The 12,521-nt window shown below is 72.7% G+C and carries 9 protein-coding genes and 1 riboswitch; of the genes, 1 reads left to right on the top strand and 8 read right to left on the bottom strand.

What is annotated here, in order from left to right; genetic code table 11:
• Positions 1-5: 5 nt before the first annotated feature.
• The 5 genes from OG251_RS30545 to OG251_RS30525 form a co-directional block, all read right to left on the bottom strand.
• On the bottom strand, positions 6-2,546 hold the full coding sequence (locus OG251_RS30545) for an MDR family MFS transporter (protein WP_326680113.1): 2,541 nt from the start codon (positions 2,544-2,546) through the stop codon (positions 6-8).
• A 198-nt stretch (positions 2,547-2,744) separates the two neighbouring features.
• On the bottom strand, positions 2,745-3,395 hold the full coding sequence (locus tag OG251_RS30540) for a thymidine kinase (RefSeq protein ID WP_073721969.1): 651 nt from the start codon (positions 3,393-3,395) through the stop codon (positions 2,745-2,747).
• A gap of 57 nt (positions 3,396-3,452) precedes the next feature.
• Complete coding sequence (locus OG251_RS30535; RefSeq protein ID WP_326680112.1) at positions 3,453-4,640, bottom strand: alkaline phosphatase family protein; 1,188 nt, start codon at positions 4,638-4,640, stop codon at positions 3,453-3,455.
• Positions 4,640-5,236, bottom strand: a complete 597-nt coding sequence (locus tag OG251_RS30530; RefSeq protein ID WP_073721965.1) for a DUF5998 family protein — start codon at positions 5,234-5,236, stop codon at positions 4,640-4,642. Before OG251_RS30530 ends, OG251_RS30535 begins: the two co-directional genes overlap by 1 nt.
• 87 nt (positions 5,237-5,323) lie before the next feature.
• Positions 5,324-8,281 (bottom strand): bifunctional acetate--CoA ligase family protein/GNAT family N-acetyltransferase, encoded by a 2,958-nt coding sequence (locus tag OG251_RS30525; RefSeq protein WP_326680111.1) that lies wholly within the window; start codon positions 8,279-8,281, stop codon positions 5,324-5,326.
• A 160-nt stretch (positions 8,282-8,441) separates the two neighbouring features.
• Here OG251_RS30525 and OG251_RS30520 point away from each other — a divergent pair, with 160 nt between their 5' ends.
• Positions 8,442-8,723 (top strand): HPr family phosphocarrier protein, encoded by a 282-nt coding sequence (locus OG251_RS30520; protein WP_018105371.1) that lies wholly within the window; start codon positions 8,442-8,444, stop codon positions 8,721-8,723.
• Positions 8,724-8,894: 171 nt separating this feature from the next.
• Here OG251_RS30520 and OG251_RS30515 read toward each other — a convergent pair whose 3' ends face one another.
• The 3 genes from OG251_RS30515 to OG251_RS30505 all read right to left on the bottom strand — a co-directional run bounded on the left by OG251_RS30515 (position 8,895) and on the right by OG251_RS30505 (position 12,497).
• Positions 8,895-9,602, bottom strand: a complete 708-nt coding sequence (locus tag OG251_RS30515) for a GntR family transcriptional regulator (protein ID WP_326680110.1) — start codon at positions 9,600-9,602, stop codon at positions 8,895-8,897.
• Between the two features lie 299 nt (positions 9,603-9,901).
• On the bottom strand, positions 9,902-10,714 hold the full coding sequence (locus tag OG251_RS30510) for a M23 family metallopeptidase (RefSeq protein WP_326680109.1): 813 nt from the start codon (positions 10,712-10,714) through the stop codon (positions 9,902-9,904).
• Between the two features lie 12 nt (positions 10,715-10,726).
• Positions 10,727-10,894, bottom strand: a riboswitch (cyclic di-AMP (ydaO/yuaA leader).
• 220 nt (positions 10,895-11,114) lie between these two features.
• The gene (locus tag OG251_RS30505; protein ID WP_326681470.1) at positions 11,115-12,497 is read right to left on the bottom strand and encodes a M16 family metallopeptidase; all 1,383 of its coding nucleotides are present in this window, start codon (positions 12,495-12,497) and stop codon (positions 11,115-11,117) included.
• Positions 12,498-12,521 lie beyond the last annotated feature (24 nt).

The following is a 12,521-nucleotide window of genomic DNA, read 5'->3' as shown; positions in this document are numbered from 1 at the left end:
GCTCGTCAGCCTGCCGCGCGCACCGGCGGTCCGTCGCCCCCGGGCGCCCTGGCGGTGACCAGCAGACCGACGAGCAGGCCCGCGAGCAGCATGCCGCCGAAGGCCCACCAGAGGGTGTCGGTGTAGCCGCTGAGCATCTTCTCGCGGAGCTGCTCGGGCGACCAGGACGCGGCGGGGCGCAGGCGGGCGGCGAGAACGCCGGTGAGCAGCGCCGCACCGATCGCACTGCCCAGGTGCTGAGCCGCGGTGATCGTCGCCGAGGCCGCGCCGGAGTGTTCCGGGGCGACGGCCGCGGTCGCGGTGGCGAAGACCGGCATGAAGGCCAGGCCGGTGCCGAAGCCGGTGAGGACCATGCCGGGCAGCACCTGGGTCGTGTACGCACCGTCGGCCTCGATGCCGGTCAGGAGCAGCAGTCCGAGAGCCGCGATCGCCAGGCCCGCCACGATCAGGACGCGGGGCGCGACGCGGGGCAGCAGACGGCCGGCGACCTGGGTGGCTCCGATGACGAGGGCGGCGGCCATGGGCAGGAAGGCCGCTCCCTCCGCGGCCGGGGCGTAGCCGTGGACGGTCTGCAGGTAGAAGGCCAGGGTGGTGAACGAGGCGGCGACGCCGAGGCCGGACAGCAGCATGGCGAGGAAGCAGCCGACGCGGTCGCGGCCGTCGACGGTGAACGGCGAAGGGGACGGGCGTGATGTCGTGGTCCAGCGCCACAGGTAGGCCACGAGCAGGACGACGCCCACCACCAACAGGGCCAGGATCAGCAGGTCGTTCCAGCCGCGGGACTCGGCCTCGGTGAGGCCGTGGACGAGGGCGGCGAGTCCGCCGGTGCCGAGCAGCACCCCGAGCACGTCGAAGCGTGCTCCCGTACCACCCGGTCGGTCGTGCGGCAGGGTGAGTGCGCCGATCAGGGCGGCCGCGGCGAGGGGGACGGTGGCGTAAAGGGACACACGCCAGGTCAGGGTCTCCAGGAGCCAGCCGCCCGTGAGCAGCCCGAGTGCCGAACCGCCGCCGCTGATCGCGGCGTAGATCCCGAAGGCTCTGCCGCGTTCCTTCGGGTCGGTGAAACCGGTGGTCACCAGGGCCAGCGCGGCCGGTGTGAGCACCGCGCCGAAGGCTCCCTGCAGGGCGCGGGCCCCGATCAGCATGCTGGAATCGGCCGCCGAGCCGCCGAGCGCGGAGGCGACCGCGAATCCGGCCAGGCCGATGATGAGTGTGCGTCTGCGTCCCACGAGGTCCGTGATGTGCCCGCCGAGCAGCAGCAGGCCGCCGAAGGCGAGCACGTACACGGTGAACATCACGCTCAGCCCACTGGCGGGCAGACCGAGATCGGCCTGGACGGACGGCACCGCCATGGTGAAGGTCGTCGCGTCGATCAGCACCGTCAACTGGGCCAGGGCGACCACCGCCAGCCCCCACCAGCGTCTGGGGTGCGGGGACGCCGGGTCCTGGAGGGGGGCCGTGGCCGGGTGTGCGGACCAGGCGCCGGGGAGTGGGCCCGGCGGTGGCCCGAACCCCTGTGCGGGGACGAAGTGCGCCGGGGCCGTCGGGGCGTACGCGGGCGGCGCGGGCAGCGGGTGGGGCTGCGCGGGCGGGACAGGGGCGGCCGGTTGGACGGCAGGTGTCCCGGCAGGGTCCGCGGTGACGGCTTCCGGGGCGAAGTCCAGCAACTGGGCTGCATGCCGGCCCAGTTGTGCCAGCACGGCGCCCGGCAGCCATTCCGCGGCCTGATCCTCGGCCGTGCGTGCGGCCACCTGCGCAGGGGTGGGCCTCTTGGCCGGGTCCTTCTCCAGACATGCGCGTACGAGGTCGACCAGCGACTCCGGTACGCCGGTCAGGTCCGCCTCCTCCTCCGCGATCCGGAAGAGATGGGCGTTCAGGCCGGTGTCCGTGGCGCCGAAGAGGAGGCGCCCGGTGGCGGCGTGGACAAGGACGGCCCCCAGACAGAACACGTCGCTGGCGGGGGTGAGTTCGAGGCCGCGGACCTGTTCCGGCGACATGAAGCCCGGGGAGCCGATCAGCATGCCGGTGCGGGTGTGCAGGCTGTCCCCGGTCGCCCGGTCCATCGCCCGCGCGATGCCGAAGTCGATGACGCGGGGGCCGTCGACGGTGACGAGGACGTTCGACGGCTTGAGGTCACGATGGATCAGACCCGCCTCGTGCACGGCCTGCAGGGCGAGGGCGAGGCGGTTGGCCAGGGTGTGGACCGCGTACTCGGGCAACGGTCCGAAGTCCTTGGCGACCACGGTGTGCAGGTCGGGCCCCGGGATGTACTGGGTCGCCACCCAGGGAAGGGCGGCCTCGGGGTCGGCGTCGAGCACCGCCGCCGTCCAGCTCCCGCCGACCCGCCGCGCGGCGGCCACTTCACGGGCGAAGCGCCTGCGGAACTCGGGGTCCCCGGCGTATTCGGCCTGCACCACTTTCACGGCCACGGTGCGTCCGCCCTCGGATCGGCCCAGATAGACCAGACCCATGCCTCCCTCGCCCAGCCGGGCGATCAGGCGGTAGGGGCCTATGCGGACCGGATCTTCGGCGATCAGCTGATTCACGGGAGAAAGATAGCCCAACTATCCAACGGGGGTGGGCTCCTCAGGCGAATCGTGCCCGTCCCTGCCACCGGGAAGCGGCGCGGGGCCTCCAGGTTCCACCGCGGTGCCGCTCGCTCCGCGGCCGACGGTGCCCTCCTCGGGCAGGGCGGGTACGTCCGCCACCCGCCTTCCCGCCGGAGGAGAGGACCTGAGGACGCCTCAGCCGTGGTTGACCGGGAGGACATCCGGGGAAAGGGCACCCGCACGGGCCGCGGCGCTGGTCATGCGCCGGTAGTGGTGGCGGCGGCAGAGGACCTCGTAGCCGATCTCCTCGGCCGGGCGGTTGACGTCGCCGACCACGACCTGGGCGCCCTCGACGACCATCTCCCCGTCCACCGTGCGGGCGTTGTGCGTGGCGCGGTCGCCGCACCAGCACAGGGCCTCCACCTGAAGCTGCTCGATCCGGTCCGCGAGCTCGATCAGCCGCTGGGACCCCGGGAACAGCTTCGTGCGGAAGTCCGTCCTGATGCCGAAGGCGAAGACGTCCAGGCCGAGATCGTCGACGACCCGGGCCAACTGGTCGATCTGCTCCGGCGCGAGGAACTGGGCCTCGTCCACGATCACGTAGTCCGCCTTGCCGCCCTGGGACAGCTGGGCGACCAGATACGCGTACAGGTCCATGCCCTCGGTCGCCTCGACCGCCTCCGTCACCAGGCCCAGCCGGGAGGAGAGCTTGCCCTCCCCCGCCCGGTCGTCGCGGGTGAAGATGACGCCCTGGAGTCCGCGAGCCGACCGGTTGTGACCGATCTGGAGGGCCAGCGTGCTCTTTCCGCAGTCCATCGTTCCGGAGAAGAACACAAGCTCGGGCATGAGGGGTCGAGCACCTTTCGGAGGGTGGCCGGTCGGCCGGGAGAACGGAAATCGCGGTTACGAGCGTACTTCGAGGAGCGGGACCAGTTGTTCGACGGGGGTCATCGAGCCGTGCATGCCGACCATCGCGGACTCGTGCGGCTCGTTGACCGACGCGGTGATCACCACATCGTCATGGGCGGCGGCGACCACGTCGCCGATGCGGCCGTACACCCGCTCGTCGATCCGCGGCCCGAACCAGCCGGCCTCGATCGCCTCGTCCCGGCCCGCCACCCAGAACTGCTCGCCGAGCACTTCGCGCCAGACCGTCAGCACATCCGCCTCGGCCCCGGGGACCGCGTACACATGGCGCGCCCGGCCCTCGCCGCCGAGCAGGGCGACGCCCGCGCGCAGTTCCCAGTCCTCGTCGAAGTCGATCCGGGACTGTTCGTCGAAGGGGATGTCGATCATGCCGTGGTCGGCGGTGATGTACAGCGCCGAGCGGGGCGGGAGCTGCTCGGCCAGGCGCTGGGCGAGCCCGTCGACGTACATCAGCTGGCCGCGCCAGGCATCGGAGTCGACACCGAACCGGTGTCCCGCGCCGTCGACCTCGCTGTAGTACGTGTAGACGAGCGAGCGGTCCCCGGCGGCGAGCCGTTCGGCCGCCACGTCCATCCGGTCCTCGCCGCTGAGCCGGCCGAGGAACGAGCCGCCGCTGAGCGCGACCTTGGTGAGCGGGGTCTGCTCGAACGTGGGCGCGGAGACCTGGGCGGTGCGCACACCCGCGGCGTCGGCGAGCCGGAAGACGGTGGGGTACGGCTGCCAGACCTTCGGCGCGGTCCACGGCTTCCAGCGGAGCTGGTTCATCAGCTCGCCGGTCTCGGGATTGCGCGCGGTGTATCCGGGAAGGCCGTGCTCACCGGGCGGCAGCCCCGTACCGACCGAGGCCAGCGAGGTGGCGGTGGTCGCCGGGAATCCCGCGGTGATCGGGCGGCCGGTGCCGCCGCGCGAGGACGACAGCAGGGAGTGCAGGAAGGGGGCCTCGTCCGGATGCGCCTTGATCTGCTCCCAGCCGAGGCCGTCGATCAGGAAGACGCAGTTGCGATCGGCCGGCGTCAGCTCGGGAATCGTCGCGGTGAGACCGGGTACGCCCTGCCCCGCGGCGAGGGTGGGCAGCAGATCGGCGAGCGAGCCACTGCCGTACTCGGGAACGGGTGCGGTGTCGAGAGCGAGCGGGACAGGGTCCTGCCAGGCCGGCTGGGCCATCAGCGGCCGGTCGCCGCGGTGGCGGCCGTGGCCTCGGAGAGCGACTGGGCGAAGGCGAGGGTCTGCCGGACGGCGTCCGGACCGTCACCGGCCTCGCTGACGCGCAGGCTCAGGTCGTCGGCGGTGGAGCTGCCGGTGTAGCCGTGGTCCGCCTCGCAGTTGGGGTCACCGCAGGCGGCGGGCTCCAGATCGATCCGGGAGACGGCGCCCCAGCCGATGGTGAGGACGACCTCGCGGGGCAGCGTGCCCGGTACGTACTTCTCGGGGTTGGCCACCACCCGGCTGACCACGACCGACGAGATCCGGTCGAGCTTGACCGACTCGGTGGACGTGGTGGCGTACGGCGTCGGGGAGCTGGTGTCGGCGGCCTGCTCGTCGGTGTGGCTGACGATGAACCGGTTCTCCGTCAGGACGAGGACCGTGACATGGCGGCGCACTTCGTTGGAGTCGAAGGTGGTCTCCTGGTGGACCAGGTACGAAGCAACCGGCTCGCCGCCGACGGCGGCCTCCACCGCCTCGGCCACGAGGGCCGGGTAGTAGCCGCTGCGCTCGATCGCCGCGCGCAGCCCCTGGGTCGTCGTACCGGTCTTTGCCATGCGGACCATCCTACGGGGGGCTGATGGCTGCCGGGGACGCCATGGGGCGGGTCGGTGGGGCCGGGGCGGCAGGCCGGCCGGCACCGGTCAGTAGCTGGGGAGGCGGCGCGGGCCGCGGTCGGTGCGGGCGGGGGGCGGGGCGAGGCGGACGCTCGCGCCCAGCACGCTCAGCCCCTGGGTGGCGACCACGACCGGTTCGAGCGCGACGGAGACCACCTCCGGATGGTCGTCGACCAGGCGGGACACCCGGAGCAGCAGCTCTTCGAGCGCCGCGGTGTCGACGGGCGCCGCACCGCGCCAGCCGAAGAGCACCGGGGCCGCCTTGATGGAGCGGATCAGCTCGGCGGCGTCGCGGTCGGTGACCGGTACGAGGCGGTGGGCGGTGTCGCCGAGCAGCTCGGAGGGCGCGCCGGCCAGGCCGAAGGAGAGGACGGCCCCGGCGGCGGCATCGATCGAGGCACGGACGACGGTGTCCACGCCGCGCGGCGCCATGGCCTGGACCACGGGCTGGAGTTCGGCGGGCTTGCCGAGCAGGTCGGTCAGTTCGCCGTACGCGCGGCGCAGCGCGCTCTCGCTCCCGAGGTCGAGACGGACACCGCCGAGGTCGGCGCGGTGGCGCAGATGGGGGGCGGTGGTCTTCAGCGCCACCGGATAGCCGAGCCGGGCGGCCGCGGCGACGGCGGACTCCGGGTCACGGGCGGGCAGCGTCGGCCGGACGGTGATGCCGTAGCGGCCGAGCAGTTCACGGGCCTCGTCGTGGGTGAGCGGCCGGCCGCGCGGGTCGGGGGCGGGGCCGAGCAGTGCGTCGATCAGGCCCGCCGCACCGGGCTCGTCGATGGTGTCGTCGAGGAACTCGGGCACCTTGCCGGGTACGGCCGCCTGGCGCCGCCACTGCGCGTACTTCACGGCTTCGGCGAGCGCGCGCACGGCTCGTTCGGCGGCGGGGTAGGCGGGGATCCGGCCGGTGCGGGGACGGGCCGGGTCGGAGTCCGGGGCGGGAGCGGCCGGGGATGAAGGGGATGAAGGTGCGGCTGTGCTCGTTGCCGCGGCGGGGCGCGCGGGGTGGGGTGCGGGAACGGCGGCGGAGGCCGTGCCGGGGGCGGACGGTCCGTTCGCGGGCCCTGTCCCGGACCCGCCGCCGGACGCCGTGGCCCTGGGGCGGGTCCGGGCCACCGTGCTGCTGGCGGCGGCCAGGGCCTCGGCCAGCCCGCCGATCTCCACATGAACCACGGCCACCGGCTTGGCGGGGCCACCGGCCGCCGCCCGGTGCAGGGCCGCGGCCAGGACCTCACCGTCACCCGTCTCGGCCTCGCCGTTCTCCCCGACCCAGGGGATCGCGGTCACGATGACGGCGTCGCACGTCTGGTCGGCGAGCGCCTCGGTCAGGGCGTCCCGGAAGTCCTGCGGGCCCGCCGCCGTGGTGAGGTCGAGGGGCGGGCGGGGGCGCAGCCCCTCGGCGAGGCAGGCGTCGTACGTGAGGAGGCCGAGGGATTCCGAGTTGCCCAGGATCGCGACCCGGGGGCCTGCCGGGAGCGGCTGGTCGGCCAGGAGCAGCCCCGCGTCGACCATCTCGGTCACCGTGTCGACCCGGATGACGCCCGCCTGACGCATCAGCGCGGAGACCGTGGCGTCGGGGATGCGGCTGACCGGCACCGCGTGGCCGGGTGGGGTGGAGCCGCTGTGCCGGGCGCCCTTCACCACGACGACGGGCTTCACGGCCGCGGTCCGCCGGGCGAGCCGGGTGAACTTGCGGGGGTTGCCGATCGATTCGAGGTACAGCAGGGCGACGTCGGTGTCCTGGTCCTCGTACCAGTACTGGAGGAAGTCGTTCCCGGAGACATCGGCCCGGTTCCCCGCGGAGATGAAGGTGGAGAGCCCCGCGCCCCGCCGGTGGAGGCCGGAGAGCAGGGCGATCCCGATCGCCCCGGACTGGGTGAACAGGCCGATGCGGCCGGGGGCGGGCGACTCGGGGGCGAGGGAGGCGTTCAGCCGTACGGCCTCGGAGGTGTTGATGATGCCGAACGCGTTCGGGCCGATGATCCGCATGCCGTACGAGCGGGCCTGCCGGACCAGTTCGCGCTGGAGCTCGCGGCCCTCGGCGCCCCGCTCGGCGTATCCGGCGGAGAGCACGACGAGCCCCCGCACTCCGTGTTCGCCGCAGTCGGCGACGGCCTCGGGCACGCGGCGGGCGGGGACGGCGATGACCGCGACGTCGACGCGCTCGTCGATCTCGCCGACGGAACGGTGCGCGGGGACACCGTCGAGCGTCGTCAGGTCGGCGGCGAATGCCCGGTTGACCGCGTACGCGCGCCCCGTGTAGCCGGAGCCGAGGAGATTGCGCAGGACGGTGCGGCCCACTCCGCCGGGGGTGCGGCCGGTACCGACGACGGCCACGGAACCGGGGGCGAGCAGCCGCTGCACCGACCGCGCCTCGGCCCGCTGTTCGCGGCCGCGCTGGACGGCGAGCGACTCGGCGGTGGGTTCGAGGTCGAGGGTGAGGTGGACGGAGCCGTCCTCGAAGGTGCGCTGCTGGGTGTATCCGGCGTCCCGGAACACCTTGATCATCTTGTTGTTGGCGGGCAGCACCTCGGCGGCGAAGCGGCGGATGCCGCGCTCGCGGGCGACCGCAGCGATGTGTTCGAGGAGCGCCGAGGCCACTCCGCGGCCCTGGTGGGCGTCCTGGACGAGGAAGGCGACCTCGGCCTCGTCGGCGGGCGCGGAGGCGGGCCTGCCCTGTTCGTTGATCCGGTCGTAGCGGACGGTCGCGATGAACTCACCGCCGATCGTGACGGCGAGTCCCACCCGGTCGACGTAGTCGTGATGGGTGAAGCGGTGCACGTCCCTGTCGGAGAGACGCGGGTACGGGGCGAAGAAGCGGTAGTACTTCGACTCGTCGGAGACCTGCTCGTAGAAGCTGACCAGCCGCTCGGCATCGTCCGTGGTGATGGGCCTGATCCGCGCGGTGCCACCGTCACGGAGCACCACGTCCGCTTCCCAGTGGTCGGGGTACGCGTGATGCGGACTCTGCTCCGGCGTGGGGTGCATGGGCAAAGCGTACGGCCGGCACACCGGTCGCGGAGGGATCGGGGCCGGGGCAGTCTGGGGAGGCCGACCGGCGGCGCGGCAGTGCCGGAGGTCGGGCACAGCACCGCATACTGCATGAGAGACTGGTCTAGACAACCGTTGATTCGTGAAGGGCAGAACCATGGCTGAGCGCCGCGTAAACGTCGGTTGGGCCGAGGGCCTGCACGCCCGCCCCGCTTCCATCTTCGTCCGTGCCGCCACGGCTTCCGGCGTCCCCGTGACGATCGCCAAGGCCGACGGCAACCCGGTGAACGCCGCCTCCATGCTCGCCGTGCTCGGTCTGGGCGCCCAGGGCGGCGAGGAGATCGTGCTCGCGTCCGACGCCGACAACGCCGAGGCCGCCCTGGACCGTCTGGCGAAGCTGGTCGCCGAAGGTCTTGAGGAGCTCCCCGAGACCGTCTGATTCCCCCCGGGAACAGAATGGCTTCATTCGTCGAAAGAGCCGCGGCACCCGACAGGGCGCCGCGGCTCTTTCGTCTCCACCACCCGCACCGTCGAATTCGGGCAGCAGAAATTTTCGGGCAGCAGAAATAAAGCCCTCCGGAATTGCTCCCCTTTGTATACGGCGAAATTGTTAATGCCGGGCGCTTGCGATGTTTACGCCGTGTTGCGAACCGCTCACCCGGCCGCGGCCCGCCGTGCGGCCGCCCGCGCGGTCCGTGCGGCGCGGCCGGTGCGCGGCGACGGCCCGCTCCGCGTGCTGGACGGCCAGCGCCCTGGCCCGTTCCGCGTCGCCCCGTGCCACGGCGTCCACGATGGCACCGTGCTCGGCCCAGGAGTCGACGGGCCGGGCGGGCTGCTCGACGGCGTACATCCAGGCGGTCTTGTGCCGGAGCTGGGTGAGGAGCGCGATGAGGCCGGGGCTGCCGGACGCCTGCGCGAGGGTCTCGTGGAACCAGCCGCCCAGCGAGCGCAGATCCTCGCCCTCGCCCCGGCGGGCCCGCTCCTGACCCAGCCTGACCAGGCCGCGCAACACCTTGAGGTGGGCGTCGGTGCGCCGCTGGGCGGCTCGTGCGGCACCGAGCGGCTCCAGGAGCATCCGGATCTCCAGAAGGTCTGCGGCCTCCTGCTCGGTCGGCTCGGCCACACAGGCACCGGCGTGCCGGCGGGTGACGACGAACCCCTCGGACTCCAGGGTGCGCAGCGCCTCGCGGACCGGGACCCGGGAGACCCCGTAGCGACGCGCGAGCACCTCCTCGGTGAGGCGGCTGCCGCGCTCGAAGACACCGGAGACGATGTCGTCACGAATTGCCGTGCATACCGAATGCGCGGGAATGCGCATATCCGAACCTCCGCCTTAATCCCCGCGAAACGCGGCCGATCGACGCCTGCTCTTCGACTCTATGGCAATCGGCCGGAATTTCCGATGGCAGGCCGGAATTCAGGGATATCTTTTGGCCACGGAGCGGTTCGGCGACGGGTTCGGCCGCACTTTCGACCGGGGTCCGGCTGCCATGGGTCCGACCAGGGGTTCGACCACCGCTCGGCGAGCGGATCCGGCGGGCGGATCGCCGAAGGCCCCGGCGGGTAGCCGGGGCCTTCGGGAAGGCGTGCCCATGGGACAGCCGCGAGAAGCGCGGGTCAGACGTTCAGGCCGTGGGCGCGCAGATAGGCGACCGGGTCCATGTCGGAGCCGTACTCGGCGGTGGTCCGCGCCTCGAAGTGCAGGTGCGGTCCGGTGGAGTTGCCGGTGGAGCCGGAGAGGCCGATCTGCTGGCCGGAGGTGACGCTCTGGCCGACGGAGACGCCGATGGAGGAGAGGTGGCCGTACTGGGTGTACGTGCCGTCCGTCATCCGGAGCACGATGTTGTTGCCGTACGCGCCGCCCCAGCCGGCCTCGACGACCGTGCCGGCGCCGACCGCGACGACGGAGGTGCCGGAGGCCGCGTGGAAGTCCACGCCGGAGTGGCTGCCGGAGGACCAGAGCGAACCGCTGGACTTGTAGCCGGTGCTGACGTACGAACCGGCGACCGGGAGGTGGAAGGAGGTCAGCCGGGTGCGCTCGGCGGCGCGGGCTGCGCGCGCCTTGTCCTCGCGCGCCTCCTTGGCGCGGGCCTCGGCCTTGCGCTCGGCCTCCGCCTTAGCCTTGGCCTTGGCGGCGGCCTTCGCCTTGGCTTCCGCCTCGGCCTTCGCCCGCGCGGCCACTTCGGCCTGGTGCTCCTGGACCTGGGCCTGGGCGTCGATCCGGTCGGCGAGGGTCGCCTCGATGGCGATGACCTGGGTGAGGCCGGTGTCGCTGACACCGCGGGCCTCGGAGTCCGCGGCGAGGGCCGGGGTGGCCATACCGCCGATGACGCCGGTGGTGGCCAGAGCCGCGACGCCGGCGACCTGGACACGCTTGCGCGTCAGGCGGCTCGGGGCACGGTGCTTCCCGGTGGCACGGGTGAACGCCATGGAGGGCTGATCCTTTCCTTCCTTCTCGCCTACCGGGTTAGCTGACGGGTTCGGAGCAGGAAGGTCTCCTACGGACACCGGGGGTCCCGTACGGGACCCGGCATCCGATTCACCCCAGGGACTTCATGGGTCCCCGGCTCCCCAGGCTCGCGCCTGACGGGGACTCGGCGATGGCTGCCCGGCGCCGCGGATGCGGCATACGGATGACGGACAGCGGACCGACGCTAAGCCGGGCCACTTTCGCTCTCCAAACGGACAGCCGGTTTTGTCGCACATCCCACAGGACAGACAGGCAACCTCCCCCCGAAAGCGGATGAACAGGACAAAGAAGAAGACCCCGACGATATGGATCACGCCGGGGTCCCTCTCCTGCCGTTTCGCGCCTGCGCGAACAGGCCGGTCAGCCGCTGACGACCGACACCTCACCGATACCGAGTGCCCGCACGGGCTCCTCGATCTGTGCCGCGTCCCCCACGAGGACCGTCACGAGCCGCTCCACCGGGAACGCGTTGACCACGGCGGCCGTCGCCTCCACCGTTCCCGTCTCGGCGAGGCGGGCGTACAGGTGGGCCTGGTAGTCGTCCGGAAGGTGCTGCTCGACCTGGTCGGCCAGCGTGCCGGCGACCGAGGCGGCGGTCTCGAACTTCAGCGGGGCCACCCCCACCAGGTTCTGCACGGCCGTCTCGCGCTCGGCATCCGTCAGCCCTTCGGCGGCCAGGGTCTTCAGGACCGTCCAGAGGTCACCCAGCGCCGGGCCGGTGGACTCGGTGTCCACCGAGCCGCTGATCGCCAGCATCGCGGCGCCCGCAGCCCCGGTGGACGAGTCGGGAGCCGTCGAGCGCAGGACCTGGCCGAAGGCCCGGACCCCGTAGGTGTAGCCCTTCTCCTCGCGCAGCACCCGGTCCAGCCGGGAGGTGAGGGTGCCGCCCAGGCAGTAGGTGCCCAGCACCTGCGCGGGCCAGACGCTGTCGTGCCGGTCGGCGCCGATCCGGCCGATGAGCAGCTGCGTCTGCACCGCACCGGGACGGTCCACGATGACCACCCGGCCGGTGTCGTCGGCGGTGATCGGCGGCACCGGACGGGACCGGGCGGAGTCGCCGGACCAGTCGCCGAGGGTGTCGGCGAGCAGGGCGTCCACATCGATCCCGGTGAGGTCGCCGACGATCACGGCCGTCGCGGTGGACGGGCGGACGTGCGCGTCGTAGAAGGCGCGCACGGACGCCGCGTCGATCCGCCGCACCGTCTCCTCGGTGCCCAGACGCGGGCGCGACATCCGCGCCGTCGCCGGGAAGAGCTCCTTGGAGAGCTGCTTGGCGGCGCGGCGGGCCGGGTTGGCCTGCTCGTGCGGGATCTCGTCCAGCCGGTTGCCGACGAGACGCTCGATCTCGCTCTCGGCGAAGGCCGGGGCCCGCAGCGCTTCGGCGACCAGGCCGAGCGCCTTGGCCAGCCGGGAGGCCGGAACCTCCAGGGAGACCCGGACACCGGGGTGGTCCGCGTGCGCGTCGAGGGTGGCGCCGCAGCGCTCCAGCTCGGCGGCGAACTCCTCGGCACTGTGCTTGTCCGTGCCCTCGGAGAGCGCCCGCGACATGATCGTGGCCACGCCGTCCAGGCCCTCGGGCTCGGCGTCCAGCGGGGCGTCCAGGAAGATCTCCACGGCGACGACCTGCTGGCCGGGCCGGTGACAGCGCAGCACGGTCAGCCCGTTGGGCAGCGCACCGCGCTCGGGGGCGGGAAACGCCCAGGGCCGCGCCACGCCGGGGGTGGGCTGCGGGTGGTACTCCATGGCTACTCCAGTCACGGCGGCGTC

It is taken from the genome of Streptomyces sp. NBC_01237, assembly GCF_035917275.1.
Taxonomy (GTDB): domain Bacteria; phylum Actinomycetota; class Actinomycetes; order Streptomycetales; family Streptomycetaceae; genus Streptomyces.
This window is presented reverse-complemented; position numbering and strand designations above follow the sequence as displayed.

Coding starts and splice junctions, on each gene's coding strand:
- OG251_RS30520 (WP_018105371.1), top strand. CDS start 8,442: ATGGCTGAGCGCCGCGTAAACGTCGGTTGGGCCGAGGGCCTGCACGCC.
- OG251_RS30530 (WP_073721965.1), bottom strand. CDS start 5,236: ATGGCAAAGACCGGTACGACGACCCAGGGGCTGCGCGCGGCGATCGAG.
- OG251_RS30510 (WP_326680109.1), bottom strand. CDS start 10,714: ATGGCGTTCACCCGTGCCACCGGGAAGCACCGTGCCCCGAGCCGCCTG.
- OG251_RS30515 (WP_326680110.1), bottom strand. CDS start 9,602: ATGCGCATTCCCGCGCATTCGGTATGCACGGCAATTCGTGACGACATC.
- OG251_RS30540 (WP_073721969.1), bottom strand. CDS start 3,395: ATGCCCGAGCTTGTGTTCTTCTCCGGAACGATGGACTGCGGAAAGAGC.
- OG251_RS30535 (WP_326680112.1), bottom strand. CDS start 4,640: ATGGCCCAGCCGGCCTGGCAGGACCCTGTCCCGCTCGCTCTCGACACC.
- OG251_RS30525 (WP_326680111.1), bottom strand. CDS start 8,281: ATGCACCCCACGCCGGAGCAGAGTCCGCATCACGCGTACCCCGACCAC.
- OG251_RS30505 (WP_326681470.1), bottom strand. CDS start 12,497: ATGGAGTACCACCCGCAGCCCACCCCCGGCGTGGCGCGGCCCTGGGCG.